The sequence below is a fragment of the Ideonella sp. FW305-24 genome, assembly GCF_058788035.1.
The window spans coordinates 299,731-320,691 of sequence record NZ_JBYTAI010000004.1 but is presented as its reverse complement, the minus strand read 5'-3'; the positions used below and the strand labels follow the sequence as shown (position 1 = coordinate 320,691).

The following is a 20,961-nucleotide window of genomic DNA, read 5'->3' as shown; positions in this document are numbered from 1 at the left end:
ACAAAGCCCCGCAATGCGGGGCTCTGAGCGGGAGCGCGAATTGGGTGTTGGTTGATCAGGCACGCTTGCCCGTCACGACCACGATCTGAAGCGGCGCTGCGTCAGCCTGGCGGGCCATCGCGACCAGGGCAGCATCGCTGCGCGCCTGGGCCAGTTGCGCTTCCTTGACCTGAGCGCCTGCGATCTGCGTGACGCTGCCCAGGACAGCGAACGTGACCACCGCGGCCAGGCCGGCGAAGCTCAGGCGAGCGGTGCTGGAAACGGCAGAGAAGCGGGTGGCGGCGGTGGTCATTTGGTGGCTCCAGTCAGTGGCTGTTGGGGTGTCGATGGATGTACTTTATGAAGACACGCCAAGCGCTGCGAGCGGCTTGCGACGAACTGCAGGTAAGGCGGCGCGGAGCGCTGCCAGGACGGGATGAGCGGTGGCGAGGGGCACGCCAGCCATGGTCCGCGAGCTGGCCGCACTCAAATACCTCACCGGGCAGCCGATATCCCTGCATTGCAGCGCCATCCGAGGCCCGGCAACCACCACAGCGGCGCCATGGGCGCCGCCCTTCTGGAAGCATTGCATGAACTTCAGCTCTCGATTGTTCGTCTGCGCCGCGGTGCCGGCAGCCCTGTTCATCGCCGCACTCTCCACCGGTCTCTGGAGCCTGGTGCGCACGCAAAACGAGTTCGACCGATACATCAGCACCGAGCAGGCCGCCGCCAGTGGTTTGTCGGAGATGTATGCACAGGGCCTGCAGATGGGTCAGGCGCTGCGCAACATCGTGCTCGACCCCGCCAACAAGAAGGCCTACGACAACTTCACGAACGCCGAAGCCGGCTACGAAAAGGCCCGGGCCGAGACCGGGCAGGCCGTGCGCGGCACGCCGGCCCAAGCCAGCCTGGACAGGCTGGCGCCCTTGCGCGAGGGGCTGGCCGCCAAACAGAAGGAGGTGCTGGGATTGGTGACCACCGATCCAGCCTCGGCGGCCAAGGCCTTGACTGCCGGCGAGACCCCGGCCTGGCGCAGCCTGCGCGCCAAGCTGCTCGAGCAGATTGACGCCGGTCGCAAGACCGCCATCGAGACACATGCCAAAACGAAGCAGCGCGCCAACCAGATGACGGTGCTGACGCTTGCGCTGGCGGTGGTGGCGGCTGCGGTAGCGGTTGGCCTTTGCTGGGCGATGCGCCGCACGGTGGTGCGTGAACTCGGTGGCGATCCCGCTGGGGCCCGTGAGGCCTTGCGCCGCATGGCCGACGGCGACCTCAGCTTCAAGCTTGCGGTGCTGCCCCCGGCCGGCAGCCTGTTGGGCGAACTGCAGCGCACTCAGCACCGACTGCAGGAATTGGTGAGCCACGTCCACGCCAGCACCGAAAGCATCAACACCGCCAGCAGCGAAATCGCCACCGGCAACCACGACCTGAGCCTGCGCACCGAACAAACGGCCTCCAGCCTGCAGGAAACCGCCTCGTCGATGGAGCAGCTCACCAGCAACGTCAAACAGGCGGCCGACGCAGCCCACCAAGCCAACCAGTTGGCCACCTCGGCGGCCGAGGTGGCCCAGCGTGGTGGCAATGTGGTGGCACAGGTGGTCTCGACCATGGGCCAGATCAACACCAGCTCAAAGAAGATCGCTGACATCATTGGCGTCATCGACGGTATTGCGTTCCAGACCAACATCCTGGCGCTGAACGCCGCCGTCGAGGCCGCGCGTGCCGGTGAACAGGGCCGGGGTTTCGCCGTGGTTGCCAGCGAAGTGCGCAGCCTGGCGCAGCGCAGCGCCACCGCGGCGCGCGAGATCAAGTCCTTGATCGGCGCCTCTGTGGACAGCGTCGAAGGTGGCTCGCGCCTGGTGGCCGATGCCGGTCGCACGATGACGGAAATCGTCACCTCGGTGCAGCGGGTCGCCGACATCGTCGGCGAGATCACCAGCGCCGCGGGCGAACAGTCAGCGGGCATCGGCCAGATCAACCTGGCGGTGAACCAGCTCGACCAGATGACGCAGCAGAACGCTGCGCTCGTGGAGGAATCGGCCGCCGCCGCACAGTCGATGAAAGACCAGGTGGTGCGGCTTTCCGGCGTGGTGGGCACTTTCAGGCTGCGCGCCAAGGCCTGACCGACGCTTTCACATCCCGGCGGTCTGGACGCCGGGTCGGCCACCTCCATGCGCATCCCAAAGTGGGCGCGGGTCGCGCAAACAACAAAGCCCCGCAATGCGGGGCTTTGAGTGGGAGCGCGAATTGAGTGCTGGCTTTGGCTCAGGCACGCTTGCCCGTCACGACCACGATCTGCAGCGGGGCTGCGTCGGCCACGCGGGCCATCGCGACCAGCGCAGCATCGCTGCGCGCCTGGGCAAATTGTGCCTCCTTGACCTGGGCGCTCGCGATCTGCGTGACGCTGCCTAGGACCGCGAACGTGACCACCGCGGCCAGGCCGGCGAAGCTCAGGCGAGCGGTGCTGGAAACGGCAGAGAAGCGGGTGTTGGCGTTGGTCATTTGGGGCTCCAGTCAGTGGCTGTTGGGGTGTCGATGGATGTACTTTATGGAGCCAGCCCAAGCACTGCGAACGGCTTGCGACGAACTGCTGGAAAGGCGGCGCGGAGCGCTGTCTCGCGGGATGAGTGGCGGACGGACATGCTGCTTGGACCGTCACGGCTGGGACGGCCAATCCAAACGCCAAATCCGGCAGCCAACACAAGCTGTGTCGGTCACCCGATCCGCTCAATGGGCCAGAACGCACCGCCGAGCGGCCTTAGACGGCAGCGAGTCGCGATTCACTCAAGCCCGTTGGGGCTTCGCTGTCCCGCTGCTCGCAAGGTGTCTTCCAACTCGCGTCGCAGGGCTTCCCGGTCTGGCAAGTACAACTGGTACTTCTGGACAAAGAGTTGGCTGCTCATGCCGTAGGTCGCGTACTCGACCAGCAACTCGTCCTTTTGCCGGCTGAGGATGATGCCGATGGGCGGGTTGTCGCCTTCGACGTTCTCCTCGCTCGCGAAGTAGCCCAGATAGAGGTTCATCTGCCCGATGTCGTGATGCTGCACTTCGCCCAGCTTCAGGTCGATCAGCACGAAACAGCGCAGGATCCGATGGTAGAAAACCAGATCAACCCGGTGGTGTGTGCCGTTGATCGTCACCCGGTACTGTCGACCCACAAAGGTGAAGCCCTTGCCCAGTTCCAGCAGAAAGGGCTGCAGGTGGTCGCACAGCAAGGTTTCAAGCTGGGTCTCTGACACCTGATGGGGCTCGGGAATCTTCAAGAACTCGAACACATAGGGTTCGCGCAACAGATCGGCGGGTCGCTCGACGACCTGGCCTTGCTGGGCCAACTGCAATATTCCTGCCTTGTCCTGGCTGGCGGCCAGGCGCAGGAACAGGGCGGCAGCCTTCTGCCGCTTCAGCTCGGGCACCGACCAGCGTTCGGCCTGCGCCTGCTGTTCGTAGAAGCCTCGCTCCAGCGCATCTTCGATCTTCAGCAGTTCGACGTAATGCGACCAGCTCAATTGGTGAGAAGGCTTCTGACTTATTGGCGCGCTCGCTGGATAGCGCAGATAGAAGAGGCGCATGTACACCAGGTTGCTGCGACTGAAGCCCTTGCCGTGACGCAGGCCCAGGTCGATCGCAAGGCGCTGGATCAACGCCGTGCCGTACTCGGCCCGGGCTTGACCGGCCTGCTCGAATTCGACGATGTGGCAGCCAACATGCCAGTATGTGTCGATCAGTTGGGCATTGACCGCCTGTACCGCCCGCAGCCGACCTTGAGTGTAGGTGTCCGAAATCTCCTGCAAGAGCTGCAGGTAGCCGTCGGTGGTGCTCAATTCCATGCGAAGCCGCTCTCTCAAAGTGTTCATCGACATGGCGAACGGGACCGCCCAAATCAACCCAGTCGCAGCTTTGCGATGCGCGCGGGCCTTGCCAGCCGCTGGACAGCCCATTGTGCCAACGGCGACAGCTGGCCAAAGGCTTTCGTTCCACCAGCTCTGGACGCAAGGTCTCGCCTCCAGCGGCCCCGCTATAGTCCGCCCTCCTCGTTGTACCGCCCCTCGCAGCGCACCTTCCCCATGCCCCTCGCCGACCTCCGCACGGCCCTGAACGCCGAGCTGGCGGCCACGCCCGAGTATTACGACTTCAAGGTCCTGCGCAGCGAGCGCGAAGGCGCGCTGTGGCGGGTGACGCTGGCGCCGGGCTACGTATTCGCGGAGGGCCAGCGGCCGGGGCAGGCTTCGGCGCAGGCCTTGCTGGACGACAGCCTGGACGGGGCTTCGGCCTGGTGGGGCTCGCCGGAAAAAGGCGGGGCCAGCGTGCTGGCGGTGGTGGTGGAAGACGACCAGTTGGTGCTGCAAAACGCGAGTTCGCCGCCGCCGGGGACTGACCTGTTGATACGGCTGTACCCGCCGCGCTTCCTGACCGCGGTGGCGGATGCCTGGTGGGACACGGCCTGGGCCGAGCGGGCGCTGGGCTGTTTGCCGGACCTGGCGCGGCCGGAAGTGTTGGCCGACGGGCCGGTGCTGACCGGCGAGCCGTTTCGATGGCTGCGGCCGGCGCAGCGGCAGGCGCTGTCGCTGCTGCGGGCCAGCAGTGGCTTCCTGTGGGGGCCGCCGGGCACCGGCAAGACGACCACGCTGGGCGTGATGCTGGCTGAGTACCTGGAGCGGCGGCCAGAGGCGCGGGTGCTGCTACTGTCCACCACCAACCAGGCGGTGGACCTGGCGACACTCGCCGTGGACAAGGCGCTGCAGAAAGGTCGCAGGGAGACCTTGCGCGCCACCGTGCGCCGCCTGGGCACGCGCTTCGACGCGGCGGCCTATGCCGGCCGCGAACACCTGCTGCCCACCGATGACCACGACCTGATTGGCCGCCTGGCGCGGGCCGAGGCGGCGCGGCCGTCGTCGAGGGAAGCGGCGAAGCTGAAGGCCTGGGCCGACCGGCTGGCCACGCTGCGCGAAGAGCTGCGCGCGCAGTCGCTGAAGGTGTTGCGCAGCTGCCGGCTGGTGAGCATGACCACCACGCGCGCAGCCTTCACGCTGAAGACGCTGCGCGAGCTGGCGCCCGAGGAGGGCGAGCCACCGTTCGACCTGCTGGTCTTCGACGAGGCCAGCCAGGTGAGCCTGGCGCATGCGCTGGCGCTGATGCCGCTGGGCCGCGCACGGCTGTTCGCGGGTGACCCGCAGCAGCTCTCGCCGGTGCTGCGCAGCCCGGACCGACTGGCGCGCCGCTGGCTGGGCCGTTCGGCGTTTGGCGAGATGCCACCGCGTGGCGCTTCCGTGGCTTTGTTGGACGAACAGTCACGCATGGCCGGGCCGATCAGCGAGCTGGTCAGCGACCTGTTCTACGACGGCGCGCTGCGTGTGGCCGAAGACGCCTTGGCCTCGCCCGATTGGCTGGCCGCGCGGCAGCGCGCGCTGGGCGACGCGGACGCGGGCACGCATGTGCATGTGCATCGGCTGAAGACCGATGGCGCCTGGTCGGCCATGGAGCGCGGGCCGGTTCGCAGAGAGTCTGCCGAGCTGATTGCCGCGACCGTGGCCGCGGCGCTGGAAAGCGGGCATTGGCTGCCGCAGGAACTGATCGTGCTGACGCCGTTCCGCGCGCAGCGGGCGCTGATCCGCCAGCGGCTGTGGGCCCATGGCGTGCCGGAGACGGTGAAGGTCAGCACGGTGCACCGGGCGCAGGGCAGCGAAGCGCCGGCCGTGCTGTTCGACCCTGCCGATGGCGCGCAGCCTTTCCTTCAGACGGAAGAGGCGCAGCGCCTCTTGAACGTGGCGCTGAGCCGGGCGCAGGCCAAGGTGCTGGTCTACCTGTCGGCGGCCGACATCACGAACCCGATGCTGGCCGCGCTGGTGCAGCGGCTGAAGCTGGGCACCGACACGCGCGAGGCCGTGCCGCTGCTGGAGCTGGCGCGCCGGCCCGGCTTCCCGGCCAATGCGCTGGGCCAGCGCGTGAGCGCCGGGCGCCACACCGGCGAGGTTTCGCGCCTGAGCCCGGATGGGCGGCAGTTCTGGCTGGTGAATGAGCGCAGCGGCACCGAGCAGTTGTTCGACACTGAGTTCTGGCGCGCCAAGGCCCGCGGCTGAACTGCGACAGAATCGCCGCCCTCGCCTCCCGATCCTCATTTTCGATCTTGCGCGCCCCATGCAGCCCTTGTTAGACGCCATCGCCTCGACGGCCTTGCCCACAGACGCCCAGCGCATCTTCCACGGCCGCGGTGGCCTGCACCCGGGCTGCGAACACTGGTCGCTGGACTTCTTCCCGCCCGTGTGGGTGCTGACCAGCTTCCAGCCAGTGGCGGACGAGGAACTGGCCGCTGTTGGCGCGGCGCTGGCACAGCGCTGGGAGCAGCTCGCGCCGGGCCAGCCGCTGAATTGGGTCTTCCAGTGCCGGCACGAGGGCAAGAGCAGCACGCAGCTGATGGCCGGCGCCGTGCCGGACCCGCACTGGGTCAGCGAGGACGGGGCGCGCTTTCGCGTGCACGTGGGCAAGGGGCAGAACCACGGCCTTTTCCTGGACATGGCCGAGGGGCGGCGCTGGGTGCGCAAGCATGTGGCCGAGCACACCACCGAGGACCATCGCGTGCGGGTGCTGAACCTGTTCGCCTACACCTGCGCGTTTTCGGTGGTGGCCTTGCAGGCCGGCGCGCGGCAGGTGGTGAACCTGGACATGAGCCAGGGCGCGCTGGGCATTGGCCAGCAGAACCACCGTTTCAACGAGGTGTCGGCCAACGCCAGTTTCCTGCCGCATGACTTGTTCAGCTCCTGGGGCAAGGTGACGCGCAGCGGGCCTTACGGACTGATCATCGTGGACCCGCCCAGTTACCAGAAGGGCAGCTTCGTCGCGACCAAGGACTATGCCCGGCTGATCAAGCGCCTGCCGGACCTGCTGGCGCCCGACGGCCACGTCTTGCTGTGCCTCAATGCGCCGGAGCTGGGTCCGGCCTTCCTGCAGGACCAGGTGCGCGAACTGGCGCCGGAGCTGAGCTTCGTGGAACGCGTGGCCAACCCGCCGGCGTTTGCCGACGTGTCCGACCTGCGCTCGCTGAAGGTGCTGGTGTACCGCTCGCCGCCGCTGGAAAAGGCGCTCTAACTCGCCGCGGCCACGTGCGCCGCAAAAGCCTGCACCTTGGCCGACTGGCGGCGCTGCGGCGGGCTCACCAGGTGGATGGGCAGCGGCGGTGCGGGCCAATCGGGCAGCAGCCGCTGCACCTCGCCGGAAGCCAGTTCGGCTTCGAACAGCCAGGTGGGCGCCTGGCCGATGCCCATGCCGGACAGCACCGCCGCGCGGATGACCTCGCTGCTGTCCGTCTGCAGGTTGCCCTGTGCGCGCAGCGAGACCTGGGTGCCCACGGCCACAGGCGCACCGGGGCCGGCGGTGAAGGTCCAGTTGATGGCGCTGTTCAGTTCGGAGTAGACGATGCAGTTGTGCTGCAACACGTCTTCCGGCAGGCGCGGCGCCTGCAGGCCGGGCGCTAGCGCGCGCAGGTACTCGCGGCTGGCCAGCAGCACGCGATGGGTGCTGCCCACGCGGCGCGCCACCAGCGAGCTGTCGGCCAGCTCGCCGATGCGCACCGCCACGTCGATGCCCTGCTCCACCAGGTCCACGAAACCGTCGTTGAGCCGCAGCTCGATCTTCACGGCCGGGTGCGCAGCCAGGAAGCTGTTGACCAGCGGCAGCAGCTTCAGCCGGCCATAGGCGACCGACGAGGCCACGCGCAGCCAGCCGCTGAGCTGCTCCTCGCCTTCGCGTGCCGCGGCTTCTGCCTCGGCGATCTCGCCCACCAGCCGGCGCGCCTGCTCGAAGTAGCGCTGGCCGGCCTCCGTCAGCGCCAGCGCGCGCGTGGTGCGGCTGAGCAGCCTGGCGCCCAGCGTGCGCTCCAGCGCCGCCACCTGCTTGCTCACCGCACTCTGCGTGGACCGCGTCTCGCGCGCCACGGCCGAGAAGCTGCCGCTTTCGACCACGCGCACAAAGGTCTGCATCGCCGCCAGCCGGTCCATGTGTCTGCCCTCATTCATTCCAGATGGGACTGGATGTTAGGCGGACCGACTGGCTAGTGCGTTTGGCGGGCGTGAATCACAGTCCAACCCATCGATTCACCCCTTGAAGGAACCGCAGATGAACACCGCAACCCACACCCCCGTCGTGCTGATCACCGGCGCGCTGACCGGCATCGGCCGCGCCACGGCCCTGGCCTTTGCCCACGAAGGCGCCAGCGTGGTCGTCTCCGGCCGCCGCGACGAAGCCGGCCAGGCGCTGGCCACCGAGCTGCGTGCGCTGGGCGTGCAGGCCGAATACCTGCGGGCCGACGTGCGCGCGGAAGCGGACGTGCGCGGCCTGGTCGACCAGGTGGTCGAACGCTTCGGCCGGCTGGACGTGGCCGTGAACAACGCCGGCACCGAAGGCACGCTGGGCGCCGTCACCGAGCAGACCGCCGAAAACTACGAAGCCACCTTCAGCACCAACGTGCTGGGCACGCTGCTGGCACTGAAGCACCAGATGCGCGTGATGCTCAAGCAGGGCGCGGGCGCCATCGTCAATGTCTCGTCCATGGCCGGCCAGGTCGGCGTGCCGGGCGCTTCGGTCTACGTGGCCAGCAAGCACGCGGTGGAAGGCCTGACCAAGAGCGCCGCGCTGGAAGGCGCCGCGGCCGGCCTGCGGGTCAACGCGGTCGCCCCCGGCCCGGTGGCCACGCAGATGCTGGACCGCTTCGTCGGCCACAACGAGGCAAACAAAGCCGGCTTCCTGGCGACCATCCCGGCCCGCCGCGCGGCGCAGCCCGAAGAGATCGCGCAGACCATCGTCTTCCTGGCCAGCGACAAGGCGCGCTACCTGACCGGCCAGTCGCTGGCGGTGGACGGCGGCTACACGGCGCAGTGAGTTCAGCCGCGGCGCGGTTTGGCCGGCACGGCGCTTCTGCCGGCCTTGCCGCCACCGCGCCGCGCGCCGTTGCCCGACAGGCTGGCCGCGATCATGGCCGCCAGCAGCACCACCAGCCAGGAGAAGTACAGCCAGAGCAGGAACAGCGGGAAGGCCGCGAACGCGCCGTAGACGGCCTTGTAGGTGGGCAGCTTGACCAGGTAGGCCGCGAAGCCGCGTTTGCCCAGTTCCAGCGCGGTGCTGGCCAGCAGTGCGCCGAAAAAGGCATGGCCCAGCGGCACCTGGGTGTTGGGCACGAAGCGGAACAACGCCGTCAGCGCGGCCAGGAACAACAGCGCCGGCCCCAGGTCGAGCACGAAATGCAGCGACGGCGGCAGCGCACCGATCAGGCCCATGGAGGCGCCCAGCAGGTAGGAGCTGGCCCACAGGCTCAAGCCCAGCACCGGCGGGCCCACGGCCAGCATCAGCAGGTACAGCCCCACACGTTTGAAGAACGGCCGGTTGCGCTTGACCTGCCACATCTGGTTGAGCGCGTTTTCCACCGTGAGCAGCATCGCCACGGCCGTCACCAGCAGGAACAGCGAGCCCAGCCAGGTCAGGCTGCCGGCATTCGCGGCGAACTGATTCAGGTACTTCAACACCGTGCGCGAGATGTCCGCCGGCAGCAGGCCCTTGAGCACGTAGTCGTCGATCACGCCTTCGAGCCGGCCGAACATCGGCACCCGGGTGAACAGCGCAAAGCTCACGGCCAGCAGCGGCACGGCGGACAGCAGGCTGGTGAAGGTCAGGCTGCCAGCCACCTGCACCAGGCGCTCCTTGCGGGCGCGTTGAATCGTGAGTCGGATCAGGCTGAACATGCGGGGCGGAACACGCGGCGGAAGCTGGCGAAGCCGCAATTGTGCGGGCGCTTGCTGCGGGGGCTTCGCCGGCCGGGTCAGAATGCTTGCCGATGAAGCCGCTGAACTTCCTGGTGCCGTTCCTGGCCTTGCTGCTGTGCGAAGCGCATGCAGCCGGTGACCCCGTGGCCGGCAAGGCGGCCTTTGCGCCCTGCGCGTCCTGCCACCAGGTCGGCCCTTCGGCACGCGGCGGCTTCGGGCCGCAGCTCAACGGCATCATCGGCCGGCCGGCAGGCACCACCGCGGACTACACCTATTCGGCCGCGATGAAAAACTCGAGGATCGTCTGGACCGAGCAGACGCTGGCAGCCTTCATCAAGGACCAGGACAGCGTGGTGCCGGGCACCAGGATGCGCTTTGCCAGCTGGGGCTACGGCGACCAGAAGATCGCCGACCTGCTGGCCTACCTGCGCAGCTTCCCGCCGGCCAGGTAGCCCCGGTTCCGGCTGCGCCTGGCGGGTGCGGCGCAAGCTGTTAGAAACCTGTCGAAAGCCTGTCGTAGGTGGAAACCGACGCACGCTTCGGAGGGCAGCTTCCTACATTGGTGTACCGCAATTCAGCATTCCATGCGGACCCAACCCATGACAGACCAAAACCTAGCCCGCGGCGTGTTCCTGGCCGCCGTTTCGCTCGCCTTCGGGCTGGGCGCGTACATGCATTACCCCCTGGGAACCTTCAACCGCGCAGGCCCCGGTTTGTTCCCGCTGATGGTCAGCAGCCTGCTGCTGGTCATCGCGCTGGCGATGATCGTGCGCTCGCGTTTCGTCGCACCGATCGCCATGCACTTCAGCGTGAAGAACATCGGCCTGCTGATGGTAGCGCTGTGCGGCTTTGCCACCCTCTCCAAGCTGCTGGACATGGCGGTGGGCATCACCTTCATGGTCTTCGTGGCGGGCTTCGCGGCCACCTCGTATTCCTTCAAGCGCAACTGCATCATTTCCGCCAGCCTGATCGCCGTTGCGTTCGGCTTCCAGCACCTGCTCGGCCTCAACCTTCCGCTGTTCTGATGGACATCCTGCACAACCTCGCTTTCGGCTTCGGCCAGGCGCTGACCTTCCAGAACCTGATGTATTGCGCCATCGGGTGCACGGTCGGCACGCTGGTCGGCCTGCTGCCCGGCCTCGGCCCGCTGGCCACCATCAGCCTGCTGCTGCCGCTGACCTATTCCATCCCCACCGGCGGCGCGCTGATCATGCTGGCCGGCATCTACTACGGGGCCCAGTACGGGGACAGCGTGAGCGCGATCACGATGAAGATCCCGCACGCCAGCAGCATCGTGGCCTGCATCGACGGCTACGCGATGACGCTCAAGGGCAAGACCGGCCTGGCGCTGTTCACGGCCGGCGTGTCGAGCTTCATCGGCGGCACCGTGTCCATCATCGTCATCTCCTGCCTGGCGCCGGCGCTGGGTGAAGTGGCGCTGCTGTTCGGCCCGGCCGACTACTGCGCGCTGATGCTGGTGGGCTTTGTCTGCGTGAGCTTCGTGACCACTGGCAGCCTGCTCAACGGCCTGGCCATGTGCCTGATCGGCGTGCTGCTCGGCCAGGTGGGCACCGACGTGACCAGCGGCATGCCGCGCTACACCTTCGACCTGCCTTCGCTGGCAGACGGCGTGGGCCTGGTCAGCGTGGCGCTGGGCTGCTTCGGCATTGCCGAGATCACCAAGAACCTCGACGAGAAGCAGCAACGCACGCCGTTCAACGGCGCGATCAAGCTGATGCCGACCTGGCCGGAGTTCAAGCGCATCATCCCCAGCGCGCTGCGCGGCAGCATCGTGGGCTCGGCGCTGGGCATCCTGCCCGGCGGCGGCCCGGTGATCGCCCAGTTCGCGGCCTACGCGCTGGACAAGAAGGTCAGCAAGTACCGCCACGAGATTGGCGACGGCGCGATCGAAGGCGTGGCCGGCCAGGCCGCGGCAGACGAAGCGGCAGCCCGCACCAGCTTCATCCCGCTGATGAGCATCGGCATCCCGGAGAACCCGGTGATGGCGCTGATGATGGCCGCGTTCATCATCAAGGGCATCCAGCCGGGCCCGAACATGATCACCGAGCACGCCGACCTGTTCTGGGGCCTGGTGGCCAGCATGTGGATCGGCAACTGCTTCCTGCTGGTGCTGAACGTGCCGCTGGTGCGCTACTGGCTGTCGGTGTTCAAGATCCCGTACTACGCGCTGTTCCCGGCCATCCTGTTCTTCTGCTGCATCGGCACCTACAGCGTCAACAACAACCTGGACGACATCTTCATCACCTCGGCCTTCGGCCTGGGCGGCTATGTCTTCATGCGCCTTGGCATGGACGCTGCGCCGCTGATGCTGGGCTTCATCCTCGGCCCGATGCTGGAAGAGAACTTCCGCCGCGCGATGCTGATCAGCCGCGGGCACTTCGGGGTGTTCGTCGAGCGGCCCATCAGCGGCACGCTGATCGGGCTGATCGCAGCCTTCATCGTCTGGCAGCTGGTGGTGTTCTTCCGCAGCTCAGGAGGCGGCAAGCAGGCCGCGGCGGAAGCCGGTGGACACGGCCCGGCCGAAGAGATCAAGACGGCCTGAGCCAGGTCCCAGCGCCCCCGAAACTGCCCGCGCCTGCGGGCAGTTCCTTTTTCAGGACGGCACGGCGGCTGCGAACGGGAACATCAACAGCACGCGCATGCCGCGCTGCCCTTGCGCCGCGGGTTCGATCTTGGCCTCCGCGCCATGCAGGCGGGCAATGTCGGCCACGATGGCCAGGCCCAGGCCGCTGCCAGGGCTGCTGGCGTCCCGCCCGCGCCGGAAGCGCTGCCACAGCGCGTCCAGGTTGTCCTGCGGCACGCCGCGGCCGTCGTCCTCCACACTGAGCCAGCTGCGGCCTTCGCGGGTTTCAGTGCGCACGGTGATGCTGGTGCCTGCGCCGGCGTGGCTGATGGCGTTGTCGATCAGGTTGCCAATGGCTTCTTCGAGCAGCATGGCGTGCCCTTCGACCCAGGCCGGCTGCAGCTCGAAGCCCAGGTCCTGCCCGGCTTCCAGTGCCGGCCGCAACCAGCGCTCGGCCATGCCGGCCACCAGGGCCGCCAGGTCCAGGCGTTGCGCCTTCAGCCCCGGGTCCAGCGCGGCACCCTCGGCACGCGCCAGCGCCAGCAGTTGCTGCGCCAGCCGCGAGCCGCGCTCGGCACCGGCATGCAGGCGCTCCAGCACCGGGTGCAGGTCCGGCGAATGCGGCGTGGCCAGCGCCTGCGCGGTCTCCACGCGCATCACGCTCAAAGGGGTGCGCAGCTGGTGCGCCGCGTCGGCCACGAAGGCCCGCTGGGCCGCGGCGGCCTCGTGCAGGCGGGCCAGCAGCCGGTTCAGCGCATGGACAAAGCCCAGCACCTCCTGCGGCATGCCTTGCGCGTCGATGGGCGCCAGCCGGTGCGGCATCAGCGACTCCACGTCGGCCACCGCGCGGCGCAGCGGCCGCAGCGTGCGGCGGATCGCCAGCATCGAGAACAGCACCAGCGGCAGCGCCAGAACGGCGGCCCCCACGCCAGCGGCGAGCAAGGCGGCACGCTGCGCGGCGTTGCGCTTGCCCAGCGTCTCGGCCACCACGATGATGCAGACCTGGGCCTTCTGCGCGCCGCAGGCCGCACCATGCACCGCCAGGCGCACCGGCTTGCCGGTCAGCCAGGCCTGCTGGAAGTGCCACTCGTCGACCCGCACGGGCGGTGCCAGGGCGGCCAGGTCGAAGCTGCCGCCCAGCAGGCGGCCTTCCGGCGACTTCACCGCGAAAACGGTTTCGTCGACCACGTCGGCCGACAGTGCGCGCGCCGTCTGCGGGCTCAGCGGCAGCGTCACCTGCCCGTCCTTGAACTCGATGATCTCGGCCAGCGCCACGGTGGTGCCGGTCAGCGCACGGTCCAGCGCGTCCAGCGCCGGGCTGCGGGCCAGCAGGTAGATCAGCGCCGCCGTCAGCGGCACCAGCCCCACCAGCGGCGCCAGCAACCAGATCAACAGGGTGCGGCGCAGGCTGGGCGGCGCCGTGCCGTTGCCCTGGGTCATGGCGACGGCGCAGCGTCCAGCAGGTAGCCCAGGCCGCGCACCGTGCGCAGCCGCACGCCGCCGGGCTCAATCTTGGTCCGCAGCCGAGAGATCAGCAGCTCCAGCGCGTTGGCCGAGGTGGCGGCGTCCCAGCCGGGCACCAGCGCGGCCAGCTGGTCGCGCGGCACGATCTGGCCGGTCTTGAGCATCAGGTACTGCAGCACGATGCATTCGCGCGCCGACAGGTGCACCGGCTGCCCGTCCACATGGGCGCGCCGGGCGGCAGCGTCGAAGCTCAGCATGGACAGCACCAGCATCTCGCTGCGGCGCAGCTCGTGGCGGCGCACCAGCGCGCGCAGCCGGGCCAGCAGCTCGCTCAGCGCAAAGGGCTTGACGAGGTAATCGTCCGCGCCGCCTTCCAGCCCGCGCACGCGGTCGTCCACGCCGTCCCGCGCGGTGAGCATCAGCACCGGCAGGCTGGAGCCCTGCTCGCGCACGCGGCGCAGCGTTTCCAGCCCGTCGATGCCGGGCAGCTCGATGTCCAGCACCAGCACGTCGTAGGCGTCCTGCAGCAGCGAGGCCGGCACCGGCTCGCCGCGGTCGCTCACGTCGGCGCGCCAGCCTTGCGCGCGCATGGCCGCCGCGATGGATGCGGCGAGGGGGCTGTCGTCTTCGACCAGAAGGATGTGCATGCGTGTAACCCGGAGAACAGGCCGACACGATGCCACATCCTGGCCGGGTCAAACGATCGGCTCGGTTTCCGGGGCCGACTCGACAGTCACGCGCCAGCCAAGGCCCGCGCGTTCGCTGCTGCAGCGCACCGGCAGGAACCGCTGGATCACCTCGAAGTTGGTCTGCGCATGCAGCGTCAGCTCGGTGGCCGTGTAGCGACCCGCACGGCCACTGGCCCGCACCGCCAGCGCCAGCGGCAAGGTCAGCTGGTCGGCCAGGTACGGGCCGGCAGCGGCCGCGTCGTCGCCCTGCCGGCTGGCCTGGTAGCTGCGCACCTGCTGCACCAGCTTCTTCACGACCTGCTCGGCCGCCAGGCTGCGCTCGCCAAAGCTGGTGAAGACCTCGGTGACATGCGCGTGCACCAGCGTCGCCATCAGCGCATTGCCCGGGCCCTCGTTCTGCCGCGCAGTCGGCGTGCGCAACTGTTCGCCTTCCCAGCCCAACGCGGCGCCCAGCAGCTCCAGCTCGCGCGTGGCCACGCTGCGCGCCAGGCCAGGCGCCAGGCATTCGGCATAGGCCTCCTGCAAGGGCCCGCGCTGCAGCAGCTCGAACGGCTGCAGCGCACCCGCCGCCGCTGGCGTCACCTCGGCCGTCAGCTCCCCGCCACCGGCCGGGTAGAAGCCATGGCGGCGCAGTGTCACGTCCAGCCCCACGCCCATGCGGCGCAGCATCGGTGCAAACGAGCGCTCGATGAAATGGAAGTTCGGCGCCATCGGGTTGTGCGTGCCACCTTGCAGCGTCAGGCGGCTGGGCCCGTCCGCCAGCATCAATGCCGGCAGCACCGTCTGCAGCACCAGCATGCAGCTGCCCGCCGAGCCGACCGCAAAGCGGTACTCGCCCGCCTTCACCGCACCCGGCTCGAACACCAGCTCCCGCGAACCCAGCTCCGCACCCTGCACGGTTGCCCCACTCACCGCCTGCGCCGCATTCACGCAAGCCAGGTGCTGCCGCATCAAGCCCGGCTTGGGCCGGCGTCCGCGAATGTCGTGCAGCGCAAACGCCTGCCCGGTGCACATGGCCAGCGCCAACGCACTGCGCAGGATCTGGCCGCCGCCCTCACCCGCGGCGCCATCGAGTTCGATCATCTTGTTCATCACGTCTTGCATTGTTGTTCTCTCTTCCACTGCCGCGCCGCTCAACACCATCCTCTGGCGCGAGCCACCTCGGCCTGCCGGCGCTTCTCCAGCCCTTGTTGGTTTGCGGCCTCCAACTGCGCGTAGTCGGCATGCTTTGCAAAGTACGGCCCCAGCCACCCTTCTTCGTGGGTGAAGGCCATGTTCCAGGCCAGGTTCTCCGGAAATACGTTGTAGTCGCGCTCGGGCCAATTCACAGGCTTTCGATCGAGCAGAAAGACGGATTGCCGGTCATTCGACAGCAGGACGTAGCGCGCAGCGGCATGCCGCTCGTATTCCGCCCTCGCCTCCTCGCCCGCCACGCTTGGATACCTGGCGCCGCTGAAGATGTGCCAAAGAAATGCCTTGGCGTTGACGCCGTGCCGGTCCCGCCCAAAGACCGCCAACCAGCGCTGGCACCAGCCAGCCGCCACCGCAGGTGGACAAACGTGCACGACCCCAGGCACTTTTTTCCCCTTCGGAACGTCTCTCTTCGCCATGACCATTCCTCAGTCCAACACGCCGGCCGTCGCCAGGACAAAGCCCAGAGACGACTGCAGCGAACGCGGCAGGCGCGCAACCACCTGCAGCCAGGCCGCCTTGATGGCTTGCGCCTGTACAGGCTTCGGCGGCATGCAGATGTGCTGCATGTCCCGCTGCCAGCAAGCCACTGCATCAGCGACCTCTGCCTCACGGTCAGCCTCCAATGACAGGCCCATCGCCTGCAGCCAGAGCAGCAGCACCGCCCACGGCTCACCGTGCCGGAGAATCTCGCGCGCGCGGCGCAGTGCCAGGGCAGTCTGATGCTGAAAGGCCTGTTCCAGCACCCGTACCGAATCGGCGAGATACACGCCTTGCTGGACCTGCCGCGCCGCGTACTGCTGCAGCCGCGGCGCACTGTCGGCCCAGGCTGCCCATACCAAGGCCTCGACTTGTGCATCGTCGGCGTGCGCACGCAGCGCGGCCAGCAAAGCCACGCGCACCGAAGGCAAGGGCTCGGCACCCCAGGCCTGGCACAGCGGGCGCACGCACTCGAAGTCCGTCTCCGCCAACAGGCCCAGCGCAGCCACACGGTGGCGCGCAGACACGCTTGCGTCCACCACGCGCGCCATGGCTCGGGCCTTCACCTGGGCCTGCTGCGCCGCAGGCAGCATGGCCCACGCTGAGCGGCGCAGCGCCGCATGAGCGCTCAGCGCCAGATCCTGCAGCAGCTCGCTCGGCAGGCCTTCTGGCGCGTCCTTGCGCAAGCAGGCCAATGCCGAGAGCCGAATGCGCGAAAACGGGGACGTCATCGCCGCCGCCCACAGGCGAGCGCGGTCGGCCGCCTCCGCCAGCGACGAAACACTCGACAAGGCCCAGTGCGCCAACGGGATGTCGCGCCCGACCAGCGCGGCGTGCAGCCATGCCATGCGGTCGGCAGCATTGCTCGCCGCCTGCCACTCAAGGCGGCGCACATGGCGCCGCACCGTCAGCGGCGTGTCCGGCAACACCGCGGCCTGCAGGGCTGGCAGCACGGCGGGCGACGAGAGAAAGCTGTCGATCTCGTTCAACAGCTCGGCGTGGTCTGCTCGACCGGCGCGCGTGAGCGCCACAACCTCCGGCAGCGCCTGTGCCCAGGCGGCCGCGTCAGCAGGCCGCAGCAGCGCACGCACAGCCTCGCGCGCCGCAGCGCGAACCTGCGGCACCCAGTCGTTGACCCGCACCAGCAGGAGCGGCAAGGCCGCTGCCTGCGGCTGCCGCGTCAGCGTCTTGAGCGCGGCCTCCCGCTCCCAGCCGCTGTAAGAGGTCAGCCGATCGAGCAAGGCCAGCGTCTGGCTGGCCTGCGGATCTTCGGGCTGATGCCCCAGCACCTTGTTCATGAACTCGGCGAACGACATGTCGCCCTCCTTTCTTGTCTTTGTTGACCCGGCCGGGCATGCCGGCCCTGTCTACCCCTTCACGCACACCACCTGCTTCAACGTGTAGACCACTTCCACCAGGTCCGCCTGTGCGGCCATCACCGCGTCGATGTCCTTGTAGGCCATCGGGATCTCGTCGATGACGGCTTCGTCCTTGCGGCATTCCACGCCTTCGGTGGCCTTGATCTGGTCGGCCACGGTGAACAGTTTCTTGGCCTTGGTGCGGCTCATCACGCGGCCTGCCCCATGGCTGCAGCTCTCGAAGCTTTCCGGGTTCCCCAGGCCGCGCACGATGTAGCTGCGCGCACCCATCGAACCGGGAATGATCCCCAGCTGGCCCTTCTTCGCACTCACCGCGCCCTTGCGGGTCACGAACACGTCTTCCCCGAAGTGGCGTTCCTGCTGCACGTAGTTGTGGTGGCAGTTCACCGCTTCCACGTGAGCCTCGAACGGCTTGGTGATGACGTAGCGCACAGTGGCGATCAGGTTGGCCATCATCACTTCGCGGTTCTTCGCCGCGAACTTCTGCGCCCAGCCGACCGCACGCACGTAGTCGCCAAAGTACTGCGCGCCTTCCTCGAAGTACGCCAGGTCCTGGTCCGGCAGGTTGCGCTGATGCTGCTCCGCGTCCTTCTTGGCCAGCTCGATGAAGTGGGTGCCGATGGCGTTCCCCACCCCACGCGAGCCGGAGTGCAGCATGAACCAGACAGCGCCGGCTTCGTCCAGGCAGACCTCGATGAAGTGGTTCCCGGTGCCCAGCGTTCCCAGGTGCTTGCGGTTGTTGGTGTTCTTCAGGCGCGGGTGGTCTTCACACAGCGCTTCGAACTCGTCCACCAGCCCCGCCCAGGCCTGGTCCACCAGGTTGGGCGGGTTCTCCCAAGCGCCTTCGTCACGGCGCCAGCCCTTGGGCGAACGACCATGCGGCACAGCCTTCTCAATGGCCGAGCGCAGCGGGCCCAGGTTGTCCGGCAGGTCTTCGGCGCGCAGCGTGGTCTTGCAGGCCATCATCCCGCAGCCGATGTCCACCCCCACCGCAGCGGGAATGATGGCCTTCAGCGTCGGGATCACCGAACCCACGGTGGCGCCGATCCCCAGGTGCACGTCCGGCATGGCAGCCACGTGCTTGAAGACGATGGGCAGGCGCGCTGCATTGCTCAACTGCGCATGCGCCTCGGGCTCGACCGGCACGCCGCGGGTCCACATCTTGATGGGCACGCCGCCTTCGACTTGTTCTTCGTTGTAGTTCATGGTGTTCTCGTTCATTCGTTCATCTGGGCCCGGCGCGATGCCAGACGCTAGCAAGGGGTGCGGTGACAAGAGTCAATGAAATCTTCACTCCGCCATCCATTTCTGGACCGGGAGTTGAACCCGGGCGTCTCAAGATCACGCTTGAGACACGCAGCTTTCGCCACGTGCGTCTACCTGTAATTCCATCTGCATTCACCGCGAAAAAATTGGCGACAAGGGTTGGTGAAACGTCGTGCTCTATCCAACTGAGCTACGGTCAGCTCGGGAGCCGACCGGCGGGACTCGAACCCGCGACCACGAGATTAAGAGTCTGTAGTTCCACCGGCATTCGCCAAAAACTTCATGTTCAGTTCAGGGTGAGGTCGGGCCTCCCCGCGTGGCGACCAACAGTCGGAAAGACTGATGGGATGTAGTCCTTCCTGCATTCGCCACGCGACGACACCCTCCCTCGGGTTGATTCCTTCAATCCTTCTGCGCCACGTCCAGCGCCACATCCTCGATCACGCGCACCCAGTGCTCGGCACCGGTGGCGCCGTGCGCGAAGGCCGCGATCAGGCCGAACACCGCGTCCGAGAAACCGCCGACGTTCATCACGTCGGCCTGTTCCGCGGCCTGGGTGGTCGCGCCCGGCTGCAGGTCCACGCAGACCAGCCGCGCCTGCGGGCGACGCTGCTTCAGCGCGGCCCACTGGCGCATGGTCTCGGTGGCGCCGTGCCGCCGCGCATCGATCCACGACTCGTTGTCCGACACTATCACCACCAGGTCCACCTCGGCGCGCTGCTGGTTCAACAGCGCCAGCGGTGCGCTCACGTTGGTCCCGCCGCCACCTACGGCTGCCAGCCTGGCCGCGTTCGTCATCACCGAATCCCGAGGGTTCAGCGACAGCGACACGACCTTCTGCTCGAACGGCAGCACCACGGCACCGCTGTTCTTGCGCACCAGTGCTGCCGCCACCAGGGCAGCCACGTCGATGCAGCGCACCGTGGTGGTTGCCGAGCCGCGATGACCAGTCACCGGCGAGGCCATCGAGCCGGACACGTCCGGGCAGATGACGACACGGCCTGGCAGCGCCGGCACATTGGCCAGCGCTGCTTCCATCGCGTCCTGCAGCGCCTCGCCCAGCTCACCCGGCAAACCGGCCGCCGCCTTGTAAGCCGACAGCAGCTGGTACGGCAGCACCCGCGCCTTGGCGATGGCCCGCACGTCGCGCAGCTTCGCAGCCACAACTTCGACCATGCCGGGTTCCTCGAAGACACCGTGCCGGGCAAACGTGGCCAGGTTCTGCCGCACCATCTGCCACGAACCCTGGCGGGCGATCGCGCACCAGTGAGCGGTCGCCAGCGGCAAGGCCGTCAGCATCTGGAACGGCACGTCCGGCAACTCGCTGGCCGCTTCACCCGCAGCCAACGCACGCTTGAAGCGTTCGAAGGCTTGCGTGGCAGGAGGCAGCACCGCTTCGTCGAACGCACGGCCGATCAACCACGCGAACCAGGCGCCGCGCCAAGCCTCCGCCGGCTTCGGGTGAACCATCTTCACCACGTCCGCCAGCGAAGGCGTGGTGCCCACCGCAGCATGCAGCAACTGCGCTTCGGAAGCCGCCAGCAGCCATTGCTGCACCAGCTTCTTCGGACGCGAACCCAGCGACTTCCGGCCCACCGCGCCACTGCGCACGATCTGCACGAAGTTGCGCAGCATCTTGCCGTTGTCGATCACACGTGGGAACACCGCCTGCAGCAGGGCCACGTCACGCTGCGCCAGCACCGCCGCCAGCAACGCCGGCATGTCCTTCATGTAACCGGCCTGTCGGGCGTAGATCGCCGCCTTGGCCACGAACAGCGACGGCAGTTCGACAGCCAGTTGCTGCACGGCGTCCAGTTGCGCATCGGCAGAGGCGTAGAAGGTCTGGCCCAGGGAGCCGGTGGCCGCCAGTTGCGCCAGACGGTGCTTGGTGCTGTAGGCATAGGCCGGGGCCTGAGCCTGGTTCAGCGCGGTAGCGGCCGGCAGCTGCGGGCCGCGGGCGGTGGTGAAGAGCGTCTTCAACATGGCTTCTCTCCTCGGGCTTTCTTGTGTCTTGTTCCGTCAGTTCGTCTTGCTTGGTCTCTCTTATTGCAACGGGTGTGCCAAGCCTTTCTGAATAGCTTCAATCATTCATTAAGTGCTTGATATGACAGAAAAAATTCCCGAACCGGTCTACCGACCGACAATCCGAGCCGATCTCAAATTTCCGGATTGCTAGAATT

Annotated in this window: 19 protein-coding genes; 7 read left to right on the top strand and 12 right to left on the bottom strand. The window is 67.7% G+C overall.

All coding sequences use genetic code 11. The features are described from left to right. Positions 1-55: 55 nt before the first annotated feature. The gene (locus AC3WR5_RS13410) at positions 56-292 is read right to left on the bottom strand and encodes a hypothetical protein (protein WP_141285172.1); all 237 of its coding nucleotides are present in this window, start codon (positions 290-292) and stop codon (positions 56-58) included. 277 nt (positions 293-569) lie between these two features. On the opposite strand from AC3WR5_RS13410, the gene AC3WR5_RS13405 reads away from it, so the two are divergent. Beyond that, entirely contained in the window at positions 570-2,102 is a 1,533-nt protein-coding gene (locus tag AC3WR5_RS13405; RefSeq protein ID WP_492485093.1) for a methyl-accepting chemotaxis protein, read from the top strand. 142 nt (positions 2,103-2,244) lie between these two features. Here AC3WR5_RS13405 and AC3WR5_RS13400 read toward each other — a convergent pair whose 3' ends face one another. Together AC3WR5_RS13400 and AC3WR5_RS13395 are read right to left on the bottom strand one after the other, a co-directional pair. Continuing rightward, the gene (locus tag AC3WR5_RS13400) at positions 2,245-2,481 is read right to left on the bottom strand and encodes a hypothetical protein (protein WP_492485092.1); all 237 of its coding nucleotides are present in this window, start codon (positions 2,479-2,481) and stop codon (positions 2,245-2,247) included. Between the two features lie 278 nt (positions 2,482-2,759). Next, positions 2,760-3,839 (bottom strand): PDDEXK nuclease domain-containing protein, encoded by a 1,080-nt coding sequence (locus AC3WR5_RS13395; RefSeq protein ID WP_492485090.1) that lies wholly within the window; start codon positions 3,837-3,839, stop codon positions 2,760-2,762. Positions 3,840-4,043: 204 nt separating this feature from the next. Between AC3WR5_RS13395 and AC3WR5_RS13390 the strand changes: the two genes are divergently transcribed. Together AC3WR5_RS13390 and AC3WR5_RS13385 are read left to right on the top strand one after the other, a co-directional pair. Beyond that, positions 4,044-6,056 carry a DEAD/DEAH box helicase gene (locus AC3WR5_RS13390; protein ID WP_492485088.1) on the top strand — a complete coding sequence of 671 codons (2,013 nt, stop codon included), beginning with the start codon at positions 4,044-4,046 and terminating at the stop codon, positions 6,054-6,056. A gap of 58 nt (positions 6,057-6,114) precedes the next feature. Continuing rightward, a complete protein-coding gene (locus AC3WR5_RS13385; protein WP_492485086.1) occupies positions 6,115-7,062 on the top strand; it encodes a class I SAM-dependent methyltransferase in 948 nt (315 codons plus the stop codon). Here AC3WR5_RS13385 and AC3WR5_RS13380 read toward each other — a convergent pair. Next, positions 7,059-7,970: a LysR family transcriptional regulator gene (locus tag AC3WR5_RS13380; protein WP_492485084.1), complete on the bottom strand. Its 912-nt coding sequence runs from the start codon at positions 7,968-7,970 to the stop codon at positions 7,059-7,061. The two genes, AC3WR5_RS13385 and AC3WR5_RS13380, sit on opposite strands and share 4 nt — an antisense overlap. Before the next feature lie 118 nt (positions 7,971-8,088). On the opposite strand from AC3WR5_RS13380, the gene AC3WR5_RS13375 reads away from it, so the two are divergent. After that, positions 8,089-8,850 carry an SDR family NAD(P)-dependent oxidoreductase gene (locus AC3WR5_RS13375; protein ID WP_231011039.1) on the top strand — a complete coding sequence of 254 codons (762 nt, stop codon included), beginning with the start codon at positions 8,089-8,091 and terminating at the stop codon, positions 8,848-8,850. A 2-nt stretch (positions 8,851-8,852) separates the two neighbouring features. Here AC3WR5_RS13375 and AC3WR5_RS13370 read toward each other — a convergent pair whose 3' ends face one another. Then, positions 8,853-9,707 carry a YihY family inner membrane protein gene (locus tag AC3WR5_RS13370; RefSeq protein ID WP_492485082.1) on the bottom strand — a complete coding sequence of 285 codons (855 nt, stop codon included), beginning with the start codon at positions 9,705-9,707 and terminating at the stop codon, positions 8,853-8,855. Positions 9,708-9,799: 92 nt separating this feature from the next. Between AC3WR5_RS13370 and AC3WR5_RS13365 the strand changes: the two genes are divergently transcribed. From AC3WR5_RS13365 to AC3WR5_RS13355, 3 genes are all read left to right on the top strand, one after another. Further along, on the top strand, positions 9,800-10,180 hold the full coding sequence (locus tag AC3WR5_RS13365) for a c-type cytochrome (protein WP_492485080.1): 381 nt from the start codon (positions 9,800-9,802) through the stop codon (positions 10,178-10,180). 147 nt (positions 10,181-10,327) lie between these two features. Continuing rightward, positions 10,328-10,753, top strand: a complete 426-nt coding sequence (locus AC3WR5_RS13360) for a tripartite tricarboxylate transporter TctB family protein (protein WP_141290105.1) — start codon at positions 10,328-10,330, stop codon at positions 10,751-10,753. Continuing rightward, entirely contained in the window at positions 10,753-12,291 is a 1,539-nt protein-coding gene (locus AC3WR5_RS13355) for a tripartite tricarboxylate transporter permease (protein WP_141290104.1), read from the top strand. The genes AC3WR5_RS13360 and AC3WR5_RS13355 overlap by 1 nt, the downstream gene beginning before the upstream one ends. A gap of 51 nt (positions 12,292-12,342) precedes the next feature. Here the strand turns inward: AC3WR5_RS13355 and AC3WR5_RS13350 are convergent, their stop codons facing one another. The 7 genes from AC3WR5_RS13350 to AC3WR5_RS13320 all read right to left on the bottom strand — a co-directional run bounded on the left by AC3WR5_RS13350 (position 12,343) and on the right by AC3WR5_RS13320 (position 20,764). After that, positions 12,343-13,752: a sensor histidine kinase gene (locus AC3WR5_RS13350; RefSeq protein ID WP_492485077.1), complete on the bottom strand. Its 1,410-nt coding sequence runs from the start codon at positions 13,750-13,752 to the stop codon at positions 12,343-12,345. Beyond that, entirely contained in the window at positions 13,749-14,423 is a 675-nt protein-coding gene (locus AC3WR5_RS13345) for a response regulator (RefSeq protein ID WP_231011036.1), read from the bottom strand. The genes AC3WR5_RS13350 and AC3WR5_RS13345 overlap by 4 nt, the downstream gene beginning before the upstream one ends. Before the next feature lie 48 nt (positions 14,424-14,471). Further along, entirely contained in the window at positions 14,472-15,548 is a 1,077-nt protein-coding gene (gene rtcA, locus AC3WR5_RS13340) for an RNA 3'-terminal phosphate cyclase (protein ID WP_492485484.1), read from the bottom strand. A 50-nt stretch (positions 15,549-15,598) separates the two neighbouring features. Next, positions 15,599-16,075, bottom strand: a complete 477-nt coding sequence (locus AC3WR5_RS13335) for a DUF4275 family protein (protein ID WP_492485075.1) — start codon at positions 16,073-16,075, stop codon at positions 15,599-15,601. Positions 16,076-16,084: 9 nt separating this feature from the next. After that, complete coding sequence (locus AC3WR5_RS13330; RefSeq protein WP_492485073.1) at positions 16,085-17,452, bottom strand: hypothetical protein; 1,368 nt, start codon at positions 17,450-17,452, stop codon at positions 16,085-16,087. 51 nt (positions 17,453-17,503) lie between these two features. Beyond that, a complete protein-coding gene (locus AC3WR5_RS13325) occupies positions 17,504-18,736 on the bottom strand; it encodes an RtcB family protein (protein WP_492485071.1) in 1,233 nt (410 codons plus the stop codon). Positions 18,737-19,183: 447 nt separating this feature from the next. Next, positions 19,184-20,764: a vWA domain-containing protein gene (locus tag AC3WR5_RS13320; protein WP_492485070.1), complete on the bottom strand. Its 1,581-nt coding sequence runs from the start codon at positions 20,762-20,764 to the stop codon at positions 19,184-19,186. Between the last annotated feature and the right edge of the window lie 197 nt (positions 20,765-20,961).

Bases quoted from the DNA above. Each gene is read 5' to 3' on its own strand.
- AC3WR5_RS13410 (WP_141285172.1), bottom strand. From the start codon at position 292: ATGACCACCGCCGCCACCCGCTTCTCTGCCGTTTCCAGCACCGCTCGC.
- AC3WR5_RS13405 (WP_492485093.1), top strand. From the start codon at position 570: ATGAACTTCAGCTCTCGATTGTTCGTCTGCGCCGCGGTGCCGGCAGCC.
- AC3WR5_RS13400 (WP_492485092.1), bottom strand. From the start codon at position 2,481: ATGACCAACGCCAACACCCGCTTCTCTGCCGTTTCCAGCACCGCTCGC.
- AC3WR5_RS13395 (WP_492485090.1), bottom strand. From the start codon at position 3,839: ATGTCGATGAACACTTTGAGAGAGCGGCTTCGCATGGAATTGAGCACC.
- AC3WR5_RS13390 (WP_492485088.1), top strand. From the start codon at position 4,044: ATGCCCCTCGCCGACCTCCGCACGGCCCTGAACGCCGAGCTGGCGGCC.
- AC3WR5_RS13385 (WP_492485086.1), top strand. From the start codon at position 6,115: ATGCAGCCCTTGTTAGACGCCATCGCCTCGACGGCCTTGCCCACAGAC.
- AC3WR5_RS13380 (WP_492485084.1), bottom strand. From the start codon at position 7,970: ATGGACCGGCTGGCGGCGATGCAGACCTTTGTGCGCGTGGTCGAAAGC.
- AC3WR5_RS13375 (WP_231011039.1), top strand. From the start codon at position 8,089: ATGAACACCGCAACCCACACCCCCGTCGTGCTGATCACCGGCGCGCTG.
- AC3WR5_RS13370 (WP_492485082.1), bottom strand. From the start codon at position 9,707: ATGTTCAGCCTGATCCGACTCACGATTCAACGCGCCCGCAAGGAGCGC.
- AC3WR5_RS13365 (WP_492485080.1), top strand. From the start codon at position 9,800: ATGAAGCCGCTGAACTTCCTGGTGCCGTTCCTGGCCTTGCTGCTGTGC.
- AC3WR5_RS13360 (WP_141290105.1), top strand. From the start codon at position 10,328: ATGACAGACCAAAACCTAGCCCGCGGCGTGTTCCTGGCCGCCGTTTCG.
- AC3WR5_RS13355 (WP_141290104.1), top strand. From the start codon at position 10,753: ATGGACATCCTGCACAACCTCGCTTTCGGCTTCGGCCAGGCGCTGACC.
- AC3WR5_RS13350 (WP_492485077.1), bottom strand. From the start codon at position 13,752: ATGACCCAGGGCAACGGCACGGCGCCGCCCAGCCTGCGCCGCACCCTG.
- AC3WR5_RS13345 (WP_231011036.1), bottom strand. From the start codon at position 14,423: ATGCACATCCTTCTGGTCGAAGACGACAGCCCCCTCGCCGCATCCATC.
- rtcA (WP_492485484.1), bottom strand. From the start codon at position 15,548: ATGATCGAACTCGATGGCGCCGCGGGTGAGGGCGGCGGCCAGATCCTG.
- AC3WR5_RS13335 (WP_492485075.1), bottom strand. From the start codon at position 16,075: ATGGCGAAGAGAGACGTTCCGAAGGGGAAAAAAGTGCCTGGGGTCGTG.
- AC3WR5_RS13330 (WP_492485073.1), bottom strand. From the start codon at position 17,452: ATGTCGTTCGCCGAGTTCATGAACAAGGTGCTGGGGCATCAGCCCGAA.
- AC3WR5_RS13325 (WP_492485071.1), bottom strand. From the start codon at position 18,736: ATGAACGAGAACACCATGAACTACAACGAAGAACAAGTCGAAGGCGGC.
- AC3WR5_RS13320 (WP_492485070.1), bottom strand. From the start codon at position 20,764: ATGTTGAAGACGCTCTTCACCACCGCCCGCGGCCCGCAGCTGCCGGCC.